This is a genomic window from Enorma phocaeensis (assembly GCF_900186505.1).
GTDB classification, from domain to species: Bacteria; Actinomycetota; Coriobacteriia; order Coriobacteriales; family Coriobacteriaceae; genus Enorma; species Enorma phocaeensis.
This window is the reverse complement of the sequence record NZ_LT891970.1, coordinates 140,103-162,451: the sequence shown is the minus strand read 5'-3', so window position 1 is coordinate 162,451 and position 22,349 is coordinate 140,103. Positions and strand designations below refer to the sequence as shown.

At 63.2% G+C, this 22,349-nt stretch carries 23 protein-coding genes; 13 read left to right on the top strand and 10 right to left on the bottom strand.

The genetic code is table 11. The annotated features are described in order from the left end of the window. The first annotated feature begins 50 nt into the window (after positions 1-50). Positions 51-269, top strand: a complete 219-nt coding sequence (locus tag C1717_RS06740; protein WP_102372469.1) for a hypothetical protein — start codon at positions 51-53, stop codon at positions 267-269. Between the two features lie 307 nt (positions 270-576). On the opposite strand, the gene C1717_RS06735 is transcribed toward C1717_RS06740, so the two are convergent. Both C1717_RS06735 and C1717_RS06730 read right to left on the bottom strand, forming a co-directional pair. Next, a complete protein-coding gene (locus C1717_RS06735; protein ID WP_102372468.1) occupies positions 577-1,569 on the bottom strand; it encodes an IS30 family transposase in 993 nt (330 codons plus the stop codon). A gap of 349 nt (positions 1,570-1,918) precedes the next feature. Continuing rightward, positions 1,919-2,440, bottom strand: coding sequence for a hypothetical protein (locus C1717_RS06730; protein WP_102372467.1), 522 nt, complete (start codon positions 2,438-2,440; stop codon positions 1,919-1,921). Between the two features lie 356 nt (positions 2,441-2,796). On the opposite strand from C1717_RS06730, the gene C1717_RS06725 reads away from it, so the two are divergent. From C1717_RS06725 to C1717_RS06715, 3 genes are all read left to right on the top strand, one after another. Next, entirely contained in the window at positions 2,797-4,083 is a 1,287-nt protein-coding gene (locus C1717_RS06725) for an MFS transporter (protein WP_245859546.1), read from the top strand. Positions 4,084-4,253: 170 nt separating this feature from the next. Further along, positions 4,254-5,615 (top strand): FtsX-like permease family protein, encoded by a 1,362-nt coding sequence (locus C1717_RS06720; RefSeq protein ID WP_102373080.1) that lies wholly within the window; start codon positions 4,254-4,256, stop codon positions 5,613-5,615. 587 nt (positions 5,616-6,202) lie between these two features. Beyond that, positions 6,203-6,754: an NADPH-dependent FMN reductase gene (locus C1717_RS06715; protein ID WP_102372466.1), complete on the top strand. Its 552-nt coding sequence runs from the start codon at positions 6,203-6,205 to the stop codon at positions 6,752-6,754. 152 nt (positions 6,755-6,906) lie between these two features. Here the strand turns inward: C1717_RS06715 and C1717_RS06710 are convergent, their stop codons facing one another. Further along, entirely contained in the window at positions 6,907-7,431 is a 525-nt protein-coding gene (locus C1717_RS06710) for a GNAT family N-acetyltransferase (protein ID WP_102372465.1), read from the bottom strand. A 197-nt stretch (positions 7,432-7,628) separates the two neighbouring features. Between C1717_RS06710 and C1717_RS06705 the strand changes: the two genes are divergently transcribed. After that, the gene (locus C1717_RS06705) at positions 7,629-7,985 is read left to right on the top strand and encodes a helix-turn-helix domain-containing protein (RefSeq protein WP_102372464.1); all 357 of its coding nucleotides are present in this window, start codon (positions 7,629-7,631) and stop codon (positions 7,983-7,985) included. A 169-nt stretch (positions 7,986-8,154) separates the two neighbouring features. Continuing rightward, positions 8,155-9,324: an AI-2E family transporter gene (locus C1717_RS06700; protein WP_102372463.1), complete on the top strand. Its 1,170-nt coding sequence runs from the start codon at positions 8,155-8,157 to the stop codon at positions 9,322-9,324. Here C1717_RS06700 and C1717_RS06695 read toward each other — a convergent pair. The 3 genes from C1717_RS06695 to C1717_RS06685 all read right to left on the bottom strand — a co-directional run bounded on the left by C1717_RS06695 (position 9,275) and on the right by C1717_RS06685 (position 12,273). After that, complete coding sequence (locus C1717_RS06695; protein WP_102372462.1) at positions 9,275-10,123, bottom strand: DUF2238 domain-containing protein; 849 nt, start codon at positions 10,121-10,123, stop codon at positions 9,275-9,277. The genes C1717_RS06700 and C1717_RS06695 overlap by 50 nt on opposite strands. A gap of 271 nt (positions 10,124-10,394) precedes the next feature. Beyond that, positions 10,395-11,273 carry an aldo/keto reductase gene (locus C1717_RS06690; RefSeq protein WP_102372461.1) on the bottom strand — a complete coding sequence of 293 codons (879 nt, stop codon included), beginning with the start codon at positions 11,271-11,273 and terminating at the stop codon, positions 10,395-10,397. Between the two features lie 142 nt (positions 11,274-11,415). Beyond that, the gene (locus C1717_RS06685; protein WP_102372460.1) at positions 11,416-12,273 is read right to left on the bottom strand and encodes an aldo/keto reductase; all 858 of its coding nucleotides are present in this window, start codon (positions 12,271-12,273) and stop codon (positions 11,416-11,418) included. A 125-nt stretch (positions 12,274-12,398) separates the two neighbouring features. Here C1717_RS06685 and C1717_RS06680 point away from each other — a divergent pair, with 125 nt between their 5' ends. Together C1717_RS06680 and C1717_RS06675 are read left to right on the top strand one after the other, a co-directional pair. Next, positions 12,399-13,259 (top strand): LysR family transcriptional regulator, encoded by an 861-nt coding sequence (locus C1717_RS06680; RefSeq protein WP_102372459.1) that lies wholly within the window; start codon positions 12,399-12,401, stop codon positions 13,257-13,259. Between the two features lie 120 nt (positions 13,260-13,379). Beyond that, on the top strand, positions 13,380-13,742 hold the full coding sequence (locus C1717_RS06675) for a NifB/NifX family molybdenum-iron cluster-binding protein (protein WP_102372458.1): 363 nt from the start codon (positions 13,380-13,382) through the stop codon (positions 13,740-13,742). Positions 13,743-14,101: 359 nt separating this feature from the next. Here the strand turns inward: C1717_RS06675 and C1717_RS06670 are convergent, their stop codons facing one another. Together C1717_RS06670 and C1717_RS06665 are read right to left on the bottom strand one after the other, a co-directional pair. Further along, positions 14,102-14,596: a prolyl-tRNA synthetase associated domain-containing protein gene (locus C1717_RS06670; protein WP_102372457.1), complete on the bottom strand. Its 495-nt coding sequence runs from the start codon at positions 14,594-14,596 to the stop codon at positions 14,102-14,104. Further along, complete coding sequence (locus C1717_RS06665; protein WP_102372456.1) at positions 14,593-15,252, bottom strand: MBL fold metallo-hydrolase; 660 nt, start codon at positions 15,250-15,252, stop codon at positions 14,593-14,595. The genes C1717_RS06670 and C1717_RS06665 overlap by 4 nt, the downstream gene beginning before the upstream one ends. A 172-nt stretch (positions 15,253-15,424) precedes the next feature. Here C1717_RS06665 and C1717_RS06660 point away from each other — a divergent pair, with 172 nt between their 5' ends. Together C1717_RS06660 and C1717_RS06655 are read left to right on the top strand one after the other, a co-directional pair. Beyond that, positions 15,425-15,742: a YbaN family protein gene (locus tag C1717_RS06660; RefSeq protein ID WP_245859545.1), complete on the top strand. Its 318-nt coding sequence runs from the start codon at positions 15,425-15,427 to the stop codon at positions 15,740-15,742. 163 nt (positions 15,743-15,905) lie between these two features. Beyond that, positions 15,906-16,208, top strand: a complete 303-nt coding sequence (locus C1717_RS06655) for an alpha/beta hydrolase family protein (protein WP_245859543.1) — start codon at positions 15,906-15,908, stop codon at positions 16,206-16,208. Positions 16,209-16,404: 196 nt separating this feature from the next. On the opposite strand, the gene C1717_RS06650 is transcribed toward C1717_RS06655, so the two are convergent. Further along, positions 16,405-17,145, bottom strand: coding sequence for an SDR family NAD(P)-dependent oxidoreductase (locus C1717_RS06650; protein WP_102372454.1), 741 nt, complete (start codon positions 17,143-17,145; stop codon positions 16,405-16,407). Positions 17,146-17,389: 244 nt separating this feature from the next. Here C1717_RS06650 and C1717_RS06645 point away from each other — a divergent pair, with 244 nt between their 5' ends. Further along, positions 17,390-18,232, top strand: coding sequence for an MBL fold metallo-hydrolase (locus C1717_RS06645; RefSeq protein WP_180965869.1), 843 nt, complete (start codon positions 17,390-17,392; stop codon positions 18,230-18,232). 109 nt (positions 18,233-18,341) lie between these two features. Then, the gene (locus C1717_RS06640) at positions 18,342-19,952 is read left to right on the top strand and encodes a peptide chain release factor 3 (RefSeq protein ID WP_102372452.1); all 1,611 of its coding nucleotides are present in this window, start codon (positions 18,342-18,344) and stop codon (positions 19,950-19,952) included. A 205-nt stretch (positions 19,953-20,157) separates the two neighbouring features. Here the strand turns inward: C1717_RS06640 and C1717_RS06635 are convergent, their stop codons facing one another. Then, on the bottom strand, positions 20,158-20,799 hold the full coding sequence (locus C1717_RS06635) for an SIMPL domain-containing protein (protein WP_102372451.1): 642 nt from the start codon (positions 20,797-20,799) through the stop codon (positions 20,158-20,160). A gap of 312 nt (positions 20,800-21,111) precedes the next feature. Here C1717_RS06635 and C1717_RS06630 point away from each other — a divergent pair, with 312 nt between their 5' ends. After that, the gene (locus C1717_RS06630; RefSeq protein WP_102372450.1) at positions 21,112-22,260 is read left to right on the top strand and encodes an aldo/keto reductase; all 1,149 of its coding nucleotides are present in this window, start codon (positions 21,112-21,114) and stop codon (positions 22,258-22,260) included. Positions 22,261-22,349: the final 89 nt, after the last annotated feature.

Here is a 22,349-nt window from a genome sequence, read left to right as displayed (position 1 = left end):
TAATATGAGATAGTCTCGCCAACATTTAGGGATCGATAAGAGGAGCCGCTGTGTCCTGCCAGGTAAGGATCTGCAAGAAATGCTCGGGCATCGCGCCGAAGGACCTCAAAGGCGTAGTCGATAAAAAGCACCGCAAGACGGGTTGCTTCGGCGTCTGTGCCAAAAAGCATCCCGAGCTCAAGGGCAAGTCATACGTGAAGGTCGATGGCGAGCTTATGGTGCGCGATTCGAAGAAGAAGCTCGTGCGCGCCCTCGCCGAGGCTGTGTAGGATGATCGCACCTGCTCCGTCTATCCCCCTGCGCACGATTCGACTGCGGGCGCTCGCTTGATTGGGCCGATGCTGGTGGCTTGAGGAAGTTCGGAGAGGGAGATGGTGCCGATGGGGGCGCTATCGAAGGCCCTCATGGGCGACGCGTTCGACCACGGGGTGCTCGAGCGCGCTGCGAGCCCATCATTTGTGCCGGCGGGAAGAGGTCAGCACTTTGGCAATTCAGGAAAATGGCTAAATAAGTGCATCTCGATGCATCGTGCTACCGGGGTGCATCATCGAGATGCGTTCAAAAAGCCTTAGTTTTTCACAGCAAGTGCAACGAGGCCGATCGGTAGACCTCGTACGGCGTCAGATACCCCAGGCGCTTGCGAGGCCTGCGGTTCAGCTCATCGTACACCCTCTCGACCTCCTCGTCGCTCACGGCGTCCAGGTCGCAGCCCTTTGGGAAGTACTGCCTCAGCAGCCCGTTGGCGTTCTCGTTGGTCCCGCGGTCCCACGGGTGGTGCGGCGGGCAGAAGTAGCACTCGGCCCCGACGGCCTCGGTGAACAGGGCGTGCTCGGCGAACTCCTTGCCCCGGTCCAGGGTGACGGTCTCCACGGCGTGGCCGCGCATCGACTCGACCATCGCCCCCCTCACGTCGCCCTTCCTCTTCGAGGGCGACTTGCGGCCGGCCAGGTAGCCGCTCATGCGGTCGACCATGGTGACGAGGCACGCGCCGCCGGCGCGCCCGGCGACCGTGTCGCCCTCCCAGTCGCCGACCCGCGAGCGGGCGCCCGCCTCGGCGGGCCGCTCGGAGAGCTCGTGCGACACCTTGATCTTCCCGCGCAGCTCGGAGCCGTCCCGGCGCTTCCGCCGCCTGCCGCCGCGCCTCAGCCTCGCCGACGCCCTTCGGCCGCCCACGCAGCGGTCGAGCGAGCCGGAGCCGATCGCGCGGTAGATCGTCGTGTCGCTGACGGCGAGGTCGGGGCGCTCGAGGCGGATGCGCCCCTCCAGCTGCTCGGGCGACCAGCGCCCCTCGAGCACGTGCTCCCTGACGAGCTCGAGCCTCTCGGGGTCGTCGAGCAGCCGCGGCCTGCGGCACGCCTCCCTGCGCGCCTCGTAGCGCCGCTGGGCGGTCGAGGCCCGGTACCAGGGGCGCGCGGTCGACGCGGCGCAGGAGTTGCGCGCGAGCTCCCTGGACACGGTGGACTTGTCCCTGTGGATCTCGCGGGCGATCTCGGAGACGCCCTTCCCCTGCCTGCGCAGGCACATGACGTCCTCGCGCTCCTCGATGGTAAGATGGCTGTACCGGCCCATGGCTGCCTCCTGATGATGTTGTCGTCGCAAGCACCATCGTATCAGGGCGCCATGGGCCGTCCCCATCGGGCGTTGTTGCACTTGGAATGAAAAACTAAGGCCATTTCAGCGTCTATAAAACGAGATTCTGTCCATTTTGCCGCATCTCGAAAAACGGGCCATCGTCGAGGTCCGTCTCGATGGACGTTTTCACGATGAGCGCTGCGGGCATGCTTTGGGGTCTCAGTTTTATCCCGGAACCAGGGATCACACATCACGGATCAGCTGGCCCCGTCATCTCGTCGTGGTCATCCCTGCAAGGGCTGCACCGCGCAGGCAAGAGAACCGCGCGGTGCAGCCCTTCGCAACTTCACTCCGCCAGGGCGCGCAGCGCGTCGGCAGCGGATTGAGATGATAGATGGAGGCTTAGGCCTACGGGGCTTACCTCGATCATCACGACCGGCGACCCTTCGTAGGTGGTGACCTCGAGCACCATGATCTCGTTTAGGTCGTCGGAGCTCTGGCCGAGCCTTTGAGTCTCGGGCTGCCATAGTTCGAAGGTGTATTCGGGGCTCCCGTCGGGCTCGGCTGCGAGGCCGCTTATCCCGGAGAGCGGGCTAAAGGCGCGCTCGATGTCCGCTTGGTCAGTCAGCTCGCGAACGACCTCTCCCGTCTCGGCATCCTTGATGACGAGACGAGAGACCTTTCCCCATTCGACATTTGAAAGCGTGTCGGCAAGCTCTTGCGCTTGAGAGGCTACATCTTCAGCTTGTGAGGCGAGATCGCTCGCTTGGGTCGAAATCTCCTCCATGCTGGGTAGCCCAAAGCAACCCGAAAGCGGGAAGGTGATGGCGGCTGCGAGCATCGCGGCGATGGCAAGGTTTGCTTTCATGGGCTCCTCTTTCGACATAGCCTGCATCAAGTGGATCTGGAACGGAGGGCATGCTGGAAGTCCAGACGGGACGGTCTTCCAAACAGGATACCTTCAAACAGGATGGTAACAGTGGAGGCGTAGGGAGTTAACAGTGGGGGCGCAAGGAGTCTGTAGCGAAGGGGGTGACAATCGAGAGCCCGCAATGGAATAGGCCGAGCGGTCCTTGCCAAAGCGTTGCCCGAGCGGTGGCCTATGCCTCCGTTCTGGTAGATTGAACCTACCCGTTTGAGCCGAGCTCGACCAGGTGCGCACCTAAGACGGCGGTCGATCTCGATGGAACTAATGAGCTGCGTTGATGGAAGGGGGAGCTGGCGGTGGATCGAGATTCCTGGCAGCTCAAGCTGGCATGCGTATGGGGCGGCGAGCTCGCCTCCGTGCTTACAAGCTCCATTCTGCAGATGGGTTTCGTATGGCACATCACGATTTCCACGAACTCGGCGAGCATGCTTTCGCTGGCGTCGCTTGCGGGGTTCTTGCCGCTCGCGCTCTTCGGCACGTTCGCAGGGACCGTTGTCGACCGTCTTCCGCTCAAGCGCACGCTTGTGGGTGCCGACCTCTTCATCGCGGCGGTAAGCGCCGTGGTTGCAGTGGCTTCGTTCGCGGGCGAGCTTCCCGTGTGGCTGATCATGGCGGCGCTCTTTGCGCGGGCGATTGGCAGCGCGTTCCATACGCCGGCTTTCCAGGCGCTCACGCCGCTCGTTGCGCCGTCTGAGCACCTCACGCGCCTGGCGGGGGCGACGCAGGCGGTTCAGTCCGGCGGCTATATCTTGGGCACGGCAATCGCGGCGGTGATCTATCCGCTCTGGGGGCTTACGGCGATGATCGCGCTCGATGTGGCTGGCGCGCTCGTCGCCACGGCGGCGGTGCTGGCGGCACGGCTCGACGTGGGCGGCGCCGGGATGGCGGGGGATCTGCCGGACGCGGAGCCGACCGTAGCGGATGGTGCCCCGCGCGCGAAGGGTCTTGGACTTGTCGCGCAGGCGCGCGCCCTCGTTTCCGAGACGGCGGCCGGCTACTGTGTGCTGCGCACCTACCGCGGCCTGTTTGCGCTTCTGTGGTGCGGATTTGCCTTCACGCTCGTGTTCTCGCCCATCTCAGCGCTCTTTCCCATCATGACGCTCGACCATTTTGGTGGTACCACCGGCGATGCGGCGACGGCCGAGATCGTCTTCTCGGTGGGGATGATCGCCGGATCCGCTCTTCTGGCATCGTGGGGAGGCTTCAAGAACCGTGCGCTCACGGTCGTTGCTGCGACGGCGCTGTACGGTGCGGCAACGCTCGCGGCGGGACTTCTCGGCGAGGGGGGATTCGTGCTCTTCCTGGCGGCGAGTTTCCTCATGGGCGTGAGCTCGCCGTTCTACTCTGGCCCGCAGACCGCGCTCATGCAGGAAAAGGTTCCACCTGAGTACCTGGGGCGCGTGTTCGGCTTGTACGGCGCGATCATGTCGTGGGCCATGCCCTTGGGGCTCGTGGCGTCGTCGCTGTTTGCGGATGCGGTGGGTGCGCCGGCGTGGTTCGTTGGCGCAGGCGTGGCAATGCTCGTGCTTGCCTTGGCTACGTGGACGATACCCAGCATTCGGCGCATCGAGGAGACGGGGTAGCGCAGCGCAAGCCAAGATGCTGCAACGCTTTACCTTACGAAGATGTTAGCTGCCGGTAAGCAAAATCGATGGCAAGCAAGCTTCCCGTGCGTGAGAATCTCTGCGTATCGAACGGCTCCGTCAGGACTTGCGGTGCCGCTCGCAGATGAAGGCTGGTCATGGGAGGCTTCATGCTCGTCAAGCTGGCATACGGCAACGTGCGCCGTTCTGCGCGCGACTTCTCGGTCTATTTCATGACGCTGGCGTTTGCCGCTTGTCTGCTGTATTCGTTTCTCGCGTCAACGGACTATCTGCTGGCGCTCGATCTCACGCCCGACCAGCGCGAAGCTTTCGCAAAAGCGGGCGGGGTGCTCCAAGCGTTTGCCATCTTCATCGATGTTATCTTTTGCTTCTTGCTGGCATATGCCAACATGTTCCTGCTCCGGCGCCGTAAGCGCGAGTTCGGCACCTACCTATTGCTTGGTATGGCAAGAAACCAGGTAGCGCTGGTGCTCATCGCGGAGATCGCGGTGACTGCCGCAGCGTCGCTCGCGTGCGGGCTCATCTTGGGATGGATGCTCTCTCCGCTGTTCTCCCTCATAGCGGCGTTCGTGTTCGGTGCCGCTTGGACGCCGGTGCTCGTCGTCTCCAGCCAAGCCGCTTGGCAGTGCGTCTGCTCATTTGCCGTGATCAGCGTGCTCGCCACGGTCCTTTCGGTGCGGGGGATTTGGAAGCGGCCGCTTGTCGATCTCGTGCGGCTGGCTGCCGTGCCGGAGCGCCGGCCGCTATCACGCGGAGGCGCTTTGCGCGCCCAGAAGGTTGCCGCCGCGCTGCTGCTGGCGATCGTGTGGGGGACTTGCCTGCTCAACCCCGGTTACTTCATCGTCTTCATCATCCCCTTGGGCTTCGTTGCGCTTTTTGGGTCGTACTTCCTCATGCGCGTGGTGTCATCCAGCCTGCCCAGGCGCTTGCGCGCTCATACGGACCGCTATTGGACGGGCCTTGTCCCGTTTACGGTCCGCCAACTTGAGGCGCGTGCCGAGACGGGCTGCATGGCCGCGGCGGCGGAGTGCGTGCTGTTGGCGGCGTCGATGTGCATGACGGTGGCGGGGCTCGCGTTCAGCGTGGGCTTGCGGACGGGTGAGTTTGCTGGCGCGGGCCAGGTGCTGCTACCCATCGCATATGCATGCATCTTCTACGGAGCGGCGTTTCTGGTCGCCGCGGCAGCGGTCTTGGCGCTTCAGCAGCTCTCGAAGGCGGTGGATGCCAAGGCAAGCTATCGTGCGCTGGCGGTGATCGGGACTCCGGAAGAGCTGCTCCGATCATCGCTTTTCGCGGAGATCGGGGTCTGCTTCGGCGTGCCTGCGGCGCTTGCGCTCGTCCACTGCATCTTTGGATTCCTGCTCATAGGTGTGCTTTCGATCATGTTCGGCGTGGAGGGGGTCGTCGTGTTCATGAGTGCCACTGTGGCGCTGGCGCTCTGCGTGCTAGGAATCTATTACCTGGTGACGGTTCGCGCGTGCGGGAGATATATCAGATACCAGGCTCTCTGAGGACACTTGATCCCAAGCGGCTATTCAAAGCGTCCGCGCCGGGCGGCTACCTATAGAGTTCATCCCGGGATGCAGTTTATTAGGACGAGTTTCTTCGAGACGGCAGCTTCCATCTCGCGTGATCCTTCCCGCAAGCGCCCGTTTCATGCGGCGCTTCCACTCTGTCGGATCGTCTAGAATGCCTCATCCATTTTTATTAGAAATGGCCATCTAGGCGCATCTCGACAGGCCGGTTCCGGTGCTCCATAAACCGAGATCCTGATGATTGGACAGTTTTGAGCTTCTGAAGGCCGATTCTGGCTATCTGAGGGTATCTCGGCAAAACGATCCGCATCGAGATGCTGTTAGAGAGACACTTTTCTAGAGAGCTTCATGCCTTTGGATCGTCTTGGGTCTGCGACCGGTCTGGTCGGGTAGAACATAACCAAGCGACTTCGATGGGAAAGTGTCGAGATGGCCGAGAAGAAGGGTTTCCCGAGATAGACAGGAGAATCGGGAGCTCGCGCGGTCCGCACCGTCAACCATTCCCGTGTCACCAACTACCCCGCAACGTCCATATCCCTGCAACGTCCAATGAGGTGGAAACCATGAAACACTTGCTCTTTATCGTCGGGTCTCTGCGGGAGGCGTCGTTCAATCGCCAGCTCGCCGAGGAGGCTTCTCGTTTGGTGGGCGATCGCGCCACGGTCGAGTTCCTCGCCTACGCGGACCTTCCGTTCATGAACCAGGACATAGAATTTCCCGCACCCGTTCCCGTCGAGCGCGTGCGCAGTTCAATCATGCAGGCGGATGGCCTGTGGATCTTCAGTCCTGAATACAACTACAGCTACCCGGGTGCACTCAAGAACCTGATCGATTGGCTGAGCCGTCCGGTCGTCGCCGGGGACCGCTCGACGGCGGCGATCGCTGGGAAGAAGGTGGCGCTCAGTTCCGCTGCGGGTAGTTCGGCGGGCGCCGGTTCGCGCGGCATGCTCTCCAAGCTCATGGTGGCTGTAAACGCAAACCTTATGCAGGAGCCGCAAGTCGGTGTGAAGCTCGATCGCTCCGCGTTCGAGACGGACGTGCTCGCGTTATCCACTGAGGATCGAAACGCACTCGCCGCCCAGGCAGATGCATTCCTCGCGTACCTAGAGCGCTAGCGTTTTCGCGCGCGGTCGCCGCGCACCGCCCACGTGCGATTCGTGCGGCGCCGCATGGTTGACGAGCGTGAGCTTGCGGAGGGCTCCGGGGCTATGGCTGCGGTGGAGATGGGGCAGGCGCGCTCGGTTGAGTGCTCGAAGGCTCCCTGCAGCTAGAGTTCCTTGATGAGGAAGCGGTCCATGGTGGTGTGAACGGTCGGGGCGGGCTGCTCGATACGCTGGAAGCCGAGATGCCCATAGAAGCCGAGCGCCGTTTCCAGGTTGTGATGCGTTTCCAGATAGATGCGGCGGTAGCCGAGCTCACGCGCCCGGGCTTCCACGGCTTCGAGCAGCACACGGCCCAAGCCCTGCCCCTGCAGGTCATCCATAAGGTAGATCTTCTGCAGTTCGCAGCAGCTGTCGACGCCCGGGAATGAGCAGAGCCCCGCGCCGCCGCCCACGCTGCCGTCGGGGCGCTCCAGGATGAAGTAGGCGCGCTCGTTTGGGCGCTCGCCATAGTAGGCGCTCAGATGGTCGAGTTCGGGATCGAAGTAGGCGGTGCCGGGAACGGCGAGGCCATGTGCCGCGAGGCACGAGCGGACGATGGCGGCGATGGCATCGTCGTCGGCGGGCTGGATGGGGCGTATGCGGAAGCCGGGCCCGATCGAGGGGATGGCGGCGGCATCGATGGCGGTCATGGGTTGCTCCAGGTGATGGTTCGGTATGGCTTGCCGGGAGCGAAGCCGGCGTCTTAACGGTAGCAGATGCATGCGGGTGTTCCAACGGCGCCGCCCGTCCGCAACCCAAGTGCAACCGCCTGTTGCGCGATAGGTGGTGGGGGCAACCGGGCTTCCCGGGTACCATGAGGGCAAAGCTCCAATGGGAGGAGGGGCATATGGCGCCAACCGGATTTGAATTCATCGTCATCCTCGCTATGCTGCTGAATCTGGTTCCACCGATCCTCGTCGTCATCGTGTGCGTCCTCGCGATCCGCTGGTTCATGCGCCAGGAGCGTGCAGCCAAGGACCCCGAGGCCGTCAAAGTGCGCCGCTCGCTCGGCGAGGTCTTGCGGTCGCATCGCGAGCGCTGCCATATGACGCAGGAGTTCGTTGCCCAGCAGGTTGGTGTAAGCCGTCAAGCGGTAAGCAAGTGGGAGCAGGGCGCATCCGAGCCGTCTACGACGAACCTCGTCAAGCTCGCCCGTATCTTTGATGTCGACCCCGCTGATTTGATGCGCGAGGTGGAGGGCTGACGGCGGGTAGGCGCCGTGGTGCTTGGCGGCTTCACGGCGATTGCAGCGGTGTGCGCGGACATGGTGAACGTGGGGGCTGTTATGGTCGCGAGCGATTGCATGACCACTGAACCGGGGTATCAGTGATGCTGACGGGCAAAATGAGCATGCACCAGGAAGAGGGGAATCTATGAACCAACTGAGCGCGCGCGCGATCGCGATGGTGGCCGTTGCCGCGTTCGCGGTGTACCTTGCCATCTACTACTGGCCGAGCATCGCCGGGTTTCTGGCGCTCGTCGCCGGTACGCTCGCCCCGCTCGTGCTGGGACTCGTGCTCGCCTACCCGCTCAACATCCTCATGAGCTTCTATGAGCGTCATCTGTTCCCAAACTCCACGCAGGGGGCGATTGCGCGGTTCAGGCCTGCTTTGAGCTTGGTTTTCGCCGGGATGACGTTCGTGGCGGTGATCGTGGCGGTTGTCTGGCTCGTGGTGCCCCAGCTCGTCGAATGCGTGCGCCTACTTGTCGTGGAGCTTCCGGTTGCGGCGTCCGCCCTCGCGGACTGGCTCGGGCAGAGCGGTCTTATCACGCCTGAGCTGCTGGACGGTGCCGCTGCCTCGCTTGAGGGCATCGACTGGCAGTCGCTCGCTGGAAGTGTTGTCTCGACCATCATGGGAGGGGTGGTCGGCGTGGTGCGCGGCGTCGTCTCGGGCACGGCGACGCTCTTCCTCGCCATCATCTTCGCGATCTTCGTGTTGCTCAACAAGGCGCGCCTTGCGCGGCAGCTCAACATGGTCATGGAGCGCTACGCGAACAAGCGGGTGTTGGTGCTGGTACGCTATGTGCTCGGCATCGCCGACGATTGCTTCCACCGGTTCTTGGTCGGCCAGTGCACCGAGGCGGTCGTGCTCGGGGTGCTCTGCGCCCTCGGCATGGTGCTCCTTAGGCTGCCTAACCCCATGATGATCGGTGCGCTCACGGCGTTCACCGCGCTCATCCCGGTGGTGGGTGCGTTCATCAGCGGCGTGATCGGCGCCTTCCTCATCCTCATGGAGTCGCCGGTCCAGGCGCTTGTCTTCCTGGTCTTCATCGTGGTTCTGCAACAGCTTGAAGGCGATCTGATCTACCCGCATGTGGTGGGATCGTCAATCCAACTGCCGGGCATCTGGGTGCTCGCCGCGGTGACCGTGGGTGGCGGTGTCGGGGGCATCGCCGGCATGTTCGTGGGCGTGCCGCTCGCCGCCTGCGCTTACCGTCTGCTTAGAAACGACGTTTTGGGAATCACTCCCGGGCGTCCGGTTCCCCGCGAGGCTACACCTTCTCGGCAAGGCCCGGGTCCTCATGAGGACCCGCGTCCTTAACGATGGGTATGAACTGCGCGGCGAACGAGTGCCGGTCGCGCGTTCTGACGTAGGTGAACCCCAGGATGGAGAAGGCGACCGCGCCGATAAGGTTCACGATGAGGTCCGCCATGGTGTCGTTGATTCCCAGGTCGAGGTAGCCGCCTTCGATCGTCACGGCGGTTCCGTCTGCGAGCTCGACGACGGTGGATTCGATGCCCTCGACGGGGATGGCGATGTTTTGCTGCGTCGGGTCGAGCGTGACGCTATGGAACCCTTGGACGATCGTGTCCTTCTGCATGTCGAATCCCATGAAGGTATCCATCGAGTACTCGAAGATCTCCCAACACGCGCCGACGGTCATCGAGAAGCAAACCGCTGCTATAGCCATGTATGCGGGGGAGAGGTGGATGCTCGCGGAGCGTCCACGGTTCAGGATGTCGACGAGGGCGAAGCCGATCCCTGCGCAGATGAAGCCCCATGTGGTGTGCAAGATGGTGTCCCAGAACGGGATCTTGAGGTAGAAGGAGTCGATCTCACCGAGAATCTCTGCCGCGAAGATGAAGAACAGCAGGATGCACTCGAGGGTATCGGGCAAGTCGATGTTGAGCTTCGACTCGAGGAACGAGGGCAGAAGCAGCAGGAACAACACGAGTATGCAGAGCAGGACGTGCTCGAAGCGACCGGTGAGGACGCATCTGACGAGCGTGATCACCACGAGTGCGCGCAGCACGAGGAAAACGATGAAGGAGCGTCGGTCGTCGCGCACGGCGCGGCGCAGGTCCTCTCGGATGCTGTTCGATGCGCGGTTCTTTGGCATGAATCCCTCCCGTGGTCCTCGCGCGAGTGAGTTTTCTTGCTGGCGTGGTCCTCGCGCGAGCGTGGCATGCCGGTATCGCGAGCGTGAAATCGCGGCCGGGCGATGCACGCCTCGCTCCGGGGAGCTCTCCCGGATGGACATGATAGCTGATATGCTTTTGAGGCGGAATGAGGAACGAGCGCGCTCTCGCTTGCGCGCATGTTCGTGTCGGAGCGCCGCGCGCGAGGGTAGGGCACCCTCTTCGGCGCGTGCGCGGCGCTCCTAGGTTGCTCTAGTAGAGGGTACCGCCGCCGAGCTGCGTCTTCTTTACGAGCTCGCCGAGCATCCATGTCACGGTGCTCACATCGAAGTGGTCGAAGATGCGCGGGAACGCGGGGTCCTCGATGCCAGCGAAGGCAGCCATGTCCTCTGCATCGAGTTCGAAGTCGAAGACGTCGAAGTTCTCCTCCATGCGCTCGCGGTGCACGGTCTTAGGGATCACGACGACATCCTGCTGGATGAGGGCGCGCAGGATGACCTGACCTATGGTCTTGCCGCGTTTCTCCGCGATGGCCTTGAGCGCCGCGTTCTCGAAGATGCCGTTCTGGGCCTCGGCGAAGGGCGCCCACGCCTCGTGGACGACGCCGAGCGAGGCCATGTTCTCATGCGCCTCGCGCTGCTGGCGGAAGGGATGCGTCTCGATCTGGTTCACCGCGGGCGGCACCTCGGCGAGCAGCGCGAGGTCTACCAGGCGCTCGGGGTAGCAGTTGGAGACGCCGATGGCGCGGATCTTGCCTGCCTTGTAGGCGTCCTCCATCGCGCGGTATGCGCCGGTGTAGTCGCCCATCATCTGATGGAGTAGCATGAGGTCGATATGGTCGGTGCTGAGCTTCTTCAGGCTCTCGTCGATCGAGGCTGTCGCGCGCTCGTAGTTCATGTTGGAGACCCAGATCTTGCTGGTGATGAAGATCTCATCGCGCGGGATGCCGCTCTTCGCGACCGCGGTGCCTACGCCTTCCTCGTTGCCATAGGCCTGTGCGGTGTCGATGAGGCGATAACCTACCTCGAGCGCTTCGGAAACGCAGGCTTCGGTCTGGTCGGGCGGCGTCTGGAACACGCCGTAGCCGAGCATGGGCATTTCGATGCCGTTGTTAAGTTGCACAAACTCCATTGCGTTCTTCCTTTCATGGTGCGGGTCTGTTCGAGCGGGTGGTGCCTGCGAGGTCGCTTGGGGTATCCCCCGGGGCGCACCCCGTAGGCAACGCCAAGGACTCACCCGGGGGGGAATGCCCCGGGTGAGCCCACGTGCTCCTCTACGCCTGCCTCGAGTAGTCGTTGGTTGCGAGCACGAACGCCGGCGGCTCCTCGGGCACATCGTAGTAGGCGTGCTGAGGCAGGGCGTTCACCTGTGCCATCTCGTCGGAGGTGAGCTCGAAATCGAAGATGTCGATGTTCTGGCGCATATGCTCGGGGTTCAGGGTCTTGGGGAAGACGACGTTGCCTTCCTGCACGCTCCAACGCAGGATGATCTGCGCCGGCGTCTTGCCGTACTTCTTGGCAAGCTCGGTGAAGACGGGCTCGGCGAGCAGGCCCTCGTCGCCGTGGCCGAGCGGGTACCAGCCCTCGAGCGTGATATCGCCCAGGCCCATCTTAGCGAGTTCGTCCTTGAGCGCGTGCTGGTTCCAATAGGGATTGATCTCGACCTGGAGCACGGCGGGCTTCACCGTGGCGACCTCCATGATCTCGGCGATCTTGTGGACCGGGAAGTTCGAGAGGCCGATGGAGCGCACCTTGCCCTCCGCCACGGCTTCCTCCATAGCCTTCCAGCCGGAAGCGTACTCGCCGTAGGGCTGGTGGAAGAGGAGCAGGTCCACGTAGTCGAGCCCGAGGCGCTCGAGCGTGGCGTCGATGTCCTTCTTGCACTGGTCGTAGGGATAGCTCTGCGGGAAGAGTTTCGTGGTGACGAAGAGCTCCTCACGCGGGGTGCCGCACGAGCGGATGACCTCGCCCACGGATACCTCGTTGAAGTAGGCGTTGGCCGTGTCGATGTGGCGGTAGCCCGTCTCGAGCGCCTGCGGAAGGTGCTCGCGCACCTCGTCGGAACTCATCATGAAGACGCCGTAGCCCATGGCGGGAATCTGGTGGCCATCGTTCATCGTTACCGTTTGCATAGGGGCTCCTTTCGCTCTCAAATTGCTTATAGTGCATAGTTTCAACCTGATGATAAGAGATGTAAAATGCAAAATGCGATGTCAATGATGCACTAGACGCATAAGAGCAAGAGAGTGGGAACGGGATGGAACTCGAGCAGCTCCGGCAGATCGAAGCTGTGGCGCGGGCGGGCACCATGTCCGCCGCAGCAGCCGAGCTTCATATCTCCCAGCCGGCGCTCAGCCGGTCCATCCAACGGCTCGAGGCCGAGTTCGGCTCGCCCCTGTTCGATCGCGAGGGCAGGCGCGTCCGCCTGAACGAGGTCGGGGCTGTGGCGGTGGAGTGGGCGCGGCAGCTCCTGCGTGACGAGGCGCTTCTGCGCGAAGCGGTTGGCGCAGCTGCCGAGCGCGCGCATGCTTTGCGCGTTGCCACGGTGGCGCCGGCGCCGCTCTGGAAGCTTACGGGCCTTGCCGTGGAGCGCTTTCCCGGGGAGACCCTGACATCCGATACGCTCAGCCAGCAGGAGGTCGAGCGCTCCGTCGCATCGGGTGCTGCGGATCTGGGTATCGTCGTCGGCGCAGCAGATGGTACGTACACGCCGCCCCCTGGCGTCGCTTCGTGCGCGCTCATGCGCGAGAGCCTATCCGTCACGCTTCCGCCCAACCATCCCTTAGCCGCACGGAGAAAGGTGACGTTCGAGGAGCTGGATGGCAACACCTTCCTCATCCTTGCGGACATAGGATTCTGGCGCGCGTACGTCGACCGGTACCTGCCTTCGTCCACGTTCATCGAGCAGCGCGACCGAGTCGTCTTCGCGCAGCTGGCGCGCTCGACGCCGCATTGCACATTCACCACGGATGCGCCGTATCTGGAAGGGCCCCTTCCGGGACGCGTCGTCGTGCCCATCGACGACGAGGGCGCCTGCGCGTCTTTCTATCTCATCGTGCGCGAGACGGCGGGAGGGGTTCCCGCGGCCCTTTTCTGCTGGGCTAGCGAGCATGCGTAGCCAGTCCGAGTGCGCCGCTCCGCGGGCTCGGGCGTCCGTTTCCTCGTGGGACCCGTTTGGGAGTATCATCGGAGCGCTGTCATTCGATGCGCGGCTCGCCCGCGCGAGAGGAGTTCGATCATGAGAATCGCTATCCCCACCGTGGGCAAGGGCGGGTTGGACTGCGAGCGTTCCGGCCACTTCGGCCACTGCGATTGCTTCACGGTCGTCACCATCGAGGACGGCGACGTGACCGCCGTCGACATCATCGACAATCCGCCCCATGAGGAGGGCGGCTGCATGCGCCCGGTGAGCCTTCTTGCCGATGCCGGAATCGATGCCATTGTCGCCGCGGGCATGGGCATGCGCCCTATGGCAGGGTTCGCCCAGGCGGGCATCACCGTGCTCTTCGAGGGGCAGACGCCCGGTGTGGGCGACGTCGCCCGTATGGCGGCAGCCGGCGAGCTGCCTGCGATGGGCGAGGAGCAGGCCTGCCACCACTAGCCTTCAAGTTCTCTTGCCGCAGGCCGGGTCCTAGCGCGCCTGTGGAGATTTGCTCAGAGGAGCCTGCCTGGGTGGTACCATGGCTCACGCAACGCGCTGCGGGAGGCATAAGTCCAGTTGCCTCCCGCAGCGCGTTCTCGCGTTCGATAAGGCTGGGCGCAACGAGGGGGATCTCCATGCCCAACAGCTTTCGTCAGCGCGCCATCTTTTCCGTTCTCATGGCCTTCGCCATGGTATATGGGATGGAAGTTTACAACCAGGCTCTTCTTGCGGGTGCATGAGGCGACGTCGTCTTCAGGGCATGTTTGGGGAGGTTCTGGGATGTTGAGTGGATCTCTAGGACCCGGGCGTGCCGGTGCTTAGAAATCCACCACCTGCACGCGCGAGCCCCGGTCTTGCAGGAGCGCCATGAGGTCGTCCGTGCGCAGGAGCACGGTCGCCGTGTTATCGCAGGGATGTACGGCGATGCGCCCGAGATCGATGAACGATTGGTCGATGAACACTTGGACCACGTGCTCGGTGTCGTTGAGTGCGGCGAGCGGCGTGACGGCCCCGGGGATCACGCCGAGCTTCGTGGCGAGGTCGCGCTCCGAAGCGAAGGAAAGCCGACGGGCGGAGCTCACCGCCAGCTGGATCTCCTTGATCGAGCGCCGCTTCTGGTCGTGCATGCATACGAGATAGTACGAGCGCTTCTTGTCGTCCCGCAAGAATAGGTTCTTGTCGCCGTATTCCGTGAAGGGCACGCCTGCGGCATGGGCCTCCTCGACGGTGAAGATGGCTTTGTGCTCGGCGAGGTCATAGGGGACACCCGCCGCGTCGAGGAGCGCGAGGGTCTCGGCCTTTCCGTACCTCATAGTCGTTCCATCCGCTTCACAACCTGGATAGCAGGGTCGACGGCGGCTGCGAACGCCGCGTAGTCGGCGGCTGATCCGGCGACGCTGCCGTAATGCGTGGGGATCGCCGTCTTCGGCCGGATTTCGTTCACGAACTCCGCCGCCTGCACGGGATCCATGGTGTAGGTGCCTCCGATGGGAATGAGCGCGACGTCGCAGGAGACTCGCGCGTTATCTGGGTTGCGGTCTGTGTCGCCAGCGATGTAGAGGCGCTCTCCATCTACGGTGAGAACGTATCCGAGCCAGTTGTTCGACGAGGGATGGAAGCCGAGCCGCTCGGGTTCCACGTTGTAGGCGGCGACCGCCTCGATGCCGATTCCCGCAAGCTCGAGATGCTCGCCAGCCCGCATGAGATGCGCCTGCGCCATGCCGAGTTCGGCAACCTCGTCGGCGAGCGATGCCGGTGCCACGAGCGCGGTGCCGGCGTCCACCACGCGGGCTATGTCCTCGGGCGAGAGGTGGTCGAAGTGTCCGTGCGTGACAAGGATGAGGTCCGCATCGTGCGCTGCCTCGGCATCCGTGAGATTGAACGGGTCGGCGTAGACGACGATGCCGTCTTCGCTCTCGATGCGGATGGCGCTGTGCGTGATCACGCGGATGCGGTCAAGTGCGGTCATGGGCATGCTCCTAAGGGGTCGACGGCTGGTCAGGACGATGCAGCGCGCGCAACGGCGTAACGTGCGGCATCGCTCTCGGCTTCTTGTACCCGTTCGCGTTGTCTTTCGCGTCCTGCGTCCTGCACTTTGGGCTTGGCATGCGCGACTCTTCGCGGTGTGGAGCGGCGGTGCTGTGGTTCCGCTCCTGCCGGCGTTTCCCTTCCTCATGCTCGCGGCGTTTTGCTTTGCTAAGAGCTCGGAGCGGCTTCATGCCTGGTTTACGGGAACTGCGCTCTACAAGAAGAATCTCGAGAGCTTCGTTGCCGGACGTGGCATGGACTGGGCGACGAAGATTCGCATCATGGTCACTGTGACCATCCTCATGTCCATCGGGTTCGTCATGATGCATCAGGTGCGCGTGGGCCAGATCGTGCTCACCTGCGTGTGGGTCTTCCACATCCTGTACTTTTGCTTTGGGATCAAAACGCGCCGGACCGATCCCGCCGCTTAGGACGGCGCAACAGCTCCATCGCGCACAGCTGTAACAGGGCGGCCTGCCGTTCGCCGGTTTCATATGGTTGCATGCGAGGTCATCGGCTGCGGCGGCAGCGGCGGCGGACGAGTACTACAAGCGTCACGTGACCGGCTGCTATGGTAGGGACTTGCCGCAGATCATGATCGATTCCAACGAGGGTACGGGCGAGTGCTACATGGTCATGCAGGGTGCGAGCGAGTTCGTGTGCACGGGCAAGCTCAAGGACTGGGACATCCGCGACGAGGTCGGCAGCATCCGCGTGCCATGCATGGCGCTTTCCGGCACGGATGACGAGGGCACGCCCTACACCATCAAGGAGATGGTCGACCGTATCCCCGGTTGCGAGTGGACGCTGATCCAAGGCGCGCCGCATCTGGCGAATCTCACGCATCCAGATGAGTGCCTGGCCGCCGTCGAGGGGTTCATCAGCCGCTTCGAGTAGGTGGAGGGGGCGCAGGCGGGCGGCGGGTGCGCGACTGGTTTCGGCATCCGGGCATGATGGCTCGCTAGGATGGAGTGTCCTGTGGAAGCGAGGGGCCGTCCAGGACGAGGCGGCCCCGTGCCAAATCGAACAAGGGGCGCCGCCCGGGATGGACGGCGCCCCTTTATCGCGGCTCGACCCGATGTGCCGCCGTGCGCTACGGCATGTAGATGCCGCCGTTGGGGGAGACGTACTGGCCGGTCATGTACTGGTTCTTGACAAGGAACTCCAATGCACCGGCGATATCCTCGACGTCGCCGATCTTGCCTTGCGGGATGGACTGTGCCAGCGCCTGGACCTCGTCCTGGTTCACGCCGCGAAGCATGTCGGTCCAGATCATGCCGGGGCAGATGCAGTTGAAGCGAATGTTCTGCTTGCCGAATTCCATGGCGAGCGCGCGCGTCATGCCGATGAGTCCGGACTTCGATGCGCAGTAGTCCGCCTGGTTGGCGACACCCATGAGGCCGCCGATCGAGGAGGTGGAGACCACGCAGCCGCCGCCGGCCTTCACCATGTAGGGCACGACGAAGTGGCACATGTGGAAGGCGCTGATGAGGTTGGTCTCGAGCACCGCCATGTACTTCTCTTGCGGAAGATCGCAGAAGGGGCAATTGTTGGTGATGCCTGCGTTGTTAACGAGGACATCGATCTTCTCGCCGAACTTCTCGACCGCGGCGGCGACGAGTTTCTCGCAATCCTCGTACTTGGACACATCCGCTTGGACGGCGAGGCCGTCGACACCGTACTCATCCTTGATCTGGGCGAGGAGGTTCTCGGTGAGCTCCTTGGAGCTGTCGGAGCGGTAGTTCGCAACGACGTCGTAGCCCATCTCGGCAAGTTTCTTGACCATGGCCTCGCCGATGCCGCGAGAGCCGCCCGTGATGATTGCATAGCTCATGGTGATCGATCCTTTCTTACTCGCTAGCATGTGCATGTGCAACTTCGTTGCGTATTCCCTGCAGACAGCTGGTTTTCGGCGAGGTATCGGCGAACGGTCCCAAATGCTCATCGAACGTGGTGAGCTGCAGCTTCCCGTGCCGGCGGAGCCGCTATGATGGGTAGGCAGGGCCTTGATTGCAGGGGAGCGGCGCGGGAAGCCCGCCTGACCCAGACGGATGAGGGACGGCTTCATAAGGGGAGACATGAAGATCACGGTGCTGGTGGAGAACGCGACGCCGTCGAGCAGGCTCGCCGCCTGCCACGGGTTGAGCCTGCTCGTCGAGGCCGCAGGCCGACGGATCCTCTTTGACGTGGGGCCCGATGCGACCCTGCTTGCCAACGCACGCGCCCTCGCCGTCGATATCGCGGGTGTCGATGCGGTCGTCATCTCGCATGGGCATGCGGACCACGGCGGCGGCCTCGGTGCGTACCTTGAGGCGACGCAAGGGTCGCATGCGCCCATCTACGTGCGCGAAGGTGCGTTTACGGAGCATCGCTCCGGTACGTTCGAGCGCAACCGCAGCATCTCGCTCGATCCCGTTTTGGCGAATCATCCACGCGTCGCGCGAACGGCGGAGCATACGGTGCTCGGACAGGGTGCCGAGCTCTTCTCGGTCGAACGCGCCTCCCATCCCGCGCCGTCATCGAATGCGCGTCTCTTCCGTGTGGCCGAGGGGCCAGCGGGCGGGACGGTTTTGATGCCCGACGATTTCGCGCACGAGCAGAGCCTGCTCGTTAACGAGGGAGGCAAGCGCTTCCTTGTTTCCGGCTGCTCGCATGCTGGCATCCTGAACATCATGGATCGCGCCGAGGAGCTCGCCGGCGCCCCGCTCGATGTCGTCTTCGCGGGCTTTCACCTCATGAGTCCGAGCTTGGGTGAACAGGAGGGGGCAGACGCGGTCGAGTCGCTCGGCCGGGAGCTCGCGCGCCGGGGCTCCATCTACTACACGTTCCATTGCACGGGCATGGAGGCGTTCGCGCGCCTGAGGGACATGCTCGGCGACCGGGTGCGCTATCTCGCCACCGGGAGCGTGGTGCGCGTCTAGCGCGCCCAGTTGCGGCGTTTCGGTCGCGTAGTGCTGTTCTTACCACTATCTGGCAGGAGATCCTGAGCGTTTCCGCTACAATACCTCGGGTTCAGATAGGGGGTACACCATGTCGAGTCTCGCCGACGAGATCTCATCGCGCCGCACGTTCGCCATCATCTCTCACCCGGACGCGGGCAAGACCACGCTTACCGAGAAGCTCCTGCTCTATACCGGCACCATCCAAAGCGCCGGCTCCGTGAAGGGCAAGGCCAGCTCCAAGCATGCGGTCTCAGACTGGATGGATATCGAGAAGCAGCGCGGCATCTCCGTCACCTCGTCGGTGCTGCAGTTCACCTACGACGGCTGCTGCGTGAACATCCTGGACACCCCCGGTCACCAGGACTTCTCCGAAGACACCTACCGCACCCTCATGGCTGCCGACGCCGCCGTCATGGTCATCGACGGCGCCAAGGGCGTCGAGGCGCAGACCGTGAAGCTCTTCCGCGTGTGCGCCCTGCGCGGCATCCCGATCTTCACCTTCGTGAACAAGCTCGACCGCGAGATCCGCGACCCCTTCGAGCTCATGGAGGAGATCGAGAACGTGCTCGGCATCGGCACGTGCCCCATGATGTGGCCGATCGGTTCGGGGCGCAACTTCCGCGGCGTCTTCGACCGCGCGCATCGCCGCGTGATCGCCTTCGAGGGCGACGGGCGCGCCAACGCCGCGAAGAAGGTCGCCGAGATCGAGGCCGAGCTCGGGGATCCGGCGCTCGACGAGCTCATCGGCGCGGAGAACCATCGCGCCCTCATGGACGACATCGAGCTGCTGGACGGTGCGGCGGACGAGTTCGACCTGGCCGCCGTGCGGTCGGGCAAGCTCTCGCCCGTGTACTTCGGCAGCGCGCTCACCAACTTCGGCGTCGAGCCGTTCTTGCAGGACTTCTTGGAATTCGCGCCGGCGCCGGGACCGCATGCGGACGCGCTCACCGGCGAGGAGGTCGAGCCCACGGACGACTTCTCGGGCTTCGTCTTCAAGATCCAGGCCAACATGGATAAGAACCATCGCGACCGCATCGCCTTCTTGCGCATCTGCTCTGGCAGGTTCGAGCGCGGCATGGACGCCTATCATATGCAGGGCGGCCGCAAGATCAAGCTCGCGACGGGCACCGCCATGATGGCGGACGACCGTGCAACCGTGGATGAGGCGTATGCCGGCGACATCGTGGGGCTGTTCGACCCGGGCATCTTCTCCATCGGTGACACGCTCTGCGCGCCCAAGAAGCGGGTGCAGTTCGCTGGCATCCCTACGTTCGCGCCCGAGCATTTCGCCCGCGTGACGCAGGTCGACACCATGAAGCGCAAGCAGTTCGTGAAGGGTATGGAGGAGCTCGCCCAAGAGGGCGCCATCCAGATCTTCCGCGAGCTCGGCGCCGGCATGGAGAGCGTCATCGTGGGCGTGGTGGGCGAGCTGCAGTTCGACGTGCTCGAGCAGCGGCTCAAGAGCGAGTACCACGTGGGCGTGCGCAGGCAGCCCTTGGGCTACACGGACATCCGCTGGATCGCCAACGAGCCGGGCGAGGTGGATGTGGCGAAGCTCAACCTCACGCGCGACACCCTGCGCGTCGAGGACATGCGCGGCGGCAAGCTCCTGCTCTTCACGAGCCCCTGGAACGTGGATTGGGCGATCGAGCACAACCCGGAGCTCAAGCTCTCGGAGTTCGGCAACGTGGAGTTCTAGCGGCGACTTTGCGGTGGAGGATGATGGAACTCCCGATGCCATCCCGTGTCTAGGGAGAATCGGCGGGGTGCCAACTCACGTCACCTCCTCGCATGTCTCAGCGAGGCTTGGAATCAGAGCCTAAATCGAGGAGCCGATTTCCAATAGCGCATTGAGGCTGCCGGCTGCCTGCTCAAAAGACGGCATCTTCAGGACCTCGTCGAGTCTACTCAAGCCACCAGTCAACGTCTACGGAGCATTCGACCTCGATAGGCTCGGGATTGAGGTCCGGCAGGAGATCTTCCGTACCGCCTGCGGATTCCCTGAAGCAATAAGGGGGGTCAGCAAAAGCGTCGCGTCTCTTGTAGCTGATTTGCCGAACCTCTCCAAGCTGCTTACCCGCTGCGACAGCGAGTGCCTCCGCGCTTCCTCGTGCTTTATCGAACGCCCTTCCGAGCAGCTTTGCCTCCTCAGCGTCCGCGTCATCGAGTGAGAAGTGGACGTCGAGCGTGGCTCTGATCTCAGATTTAGCGAGCACCGTCCAGATTGCGGAAACATCATATTCAGCCCTCTTGAGGAGCAGGGTTCCTCGGGCGGAGTACTCGTATCCGGTTATGGTGCGCCCGCGGCGGGATCGGTTGGCATACGAGGTGTATGCCGATGTTTTGAACGCGTCTTCGATACCCAATTTCTTTAGGGCGTCTTGAACGCGCTTGACGTCCCCGGCGTATTGTTTGGCGCACTGGGTCTGATCCGCCCCGTGCCCTTGGAACCAGATCCGGAATTCGGCGATGTCGGGTTCAACCGAATCTTCGACTGTAGCGTTCACGCAGACGACCGGTTTTGCCATGGTTTCCTTGGCGTTCATGCCTCGCTCCTTTCAAGAGGTGACCGTGCTGAGAGGATATACCGCCGTTCGGACAAGAATGCGCGTTCCGACGGTAGCTTGAACCATGCGCTTCAGGTCGCATGGCGTAACGAGATGGGGTTTCGAGGTGCCGACCGTTTCGTTCTGGGCCATCTCTTTGGGGGCAGATGATGTCCGTACAAGATGTGCATGCTATGGTTATACGCAACGATAGCTGGTGCTCATTAGAAGGCTTACACACCAGTAGAGAGGCATCAGATGGAGCATGCTATCGGCAGTGCTGATCGCATGAGCTGAAGAGGGGAGAGGGCCATGCGCTATCGTGAGTTGGGAAAGACCGGACTACAGGTAAGCGAGATCGGGTTCGGTGGCGAATGGGTCGATGGGACGCCCGAGGAGGCGCGCGTTATCGTGAGCGCCGCGCGCGAGGCGGGTATCAACATCATCGACTGCTGGATGCCCGACCCCACGAGGCGGTCGAACCTGGGTGACGCAATCGAGGGCGAGCGCGAGCGCTGGATCATCCAAGGGCACCTGGGCTCCACCTGGCAGGATGGCCAGTATGTACGCACGCGCGACCTCGCTCAGGTAAAACCTGCTTTCGAGGACCTGCTCGAGCGCTTCCATACCGACTACATGGACATCGGCATGATCCATTACGTGGATAAGCCGGAAGAGTTCGACGAACTTATGGCCGACAGTCCTTTCCTGGGGTACCTGCGCAAGCTCCATGCGGCGGGCACCGTGCGCCACATCGGCCTTTCGACGCACAACCCCGTCGTGGCGAAGCGCGCGGCCCAGCACCCCGAGATCGAGATGATCCTCTTCTCGGTCAACCCGGCGTTCGACATGATGCCTGCGACCGACAACCTCGACGATTACTTCGGCGAGGCAGGTGTCGCCGCGGCGATCGACGGGATGACGCCCGAGCGCGCTGAGCTCTATGCGCTCTGCGAGGAGACCGGGACGGGCATCACGGTCATGAAGGGGTATATGGGCGGCAGGCTCTTCGATGCGGCGACCTCGCCCTTTGGCGTGGCGCTCACGCCTGCGCAGTGCCTGGAGTACGACCTCACGCGTCCGGCTGTGGCGAGCGTGATGGTGGGGTTCTCCGCACCGGAGCACGTCGCCGAAGCTGTGGGGTACGAGACCGCGAGCGCCGAGGAGCGCGACTACGCGCGGGTGCTCGCGGGGGCGCCGCGCCATGCCTACGTGGGTCAGTGCACCTACTGCGGCCACTGTGCTCCGTGCCCCAAGGGGATCGACATCGCGAGCGTCAACAAGTTCTACGACCTTGCCACCATGTACGACGAGGTGCCGGATTCGCTGCTCGAGCACTACCGGGCGCTTGGTGCCACGGCGTCGGCGTGCATCGCCTGCCATGCCTGCGAGTCCCGGTGCCCCTTCGGCGTGCGCATCGCGGGGAAGATGGCGAAGGCCGCCGCGCTGTTTGGCTGCTAGGCGCGCATCTCGGCGCTGCGGGCATGCTGTTGCTGCCGCGCAAGCGCTGGAAGGGCTTTGCGCCGCTTTTGTGGAACGGGGGTTTGTGC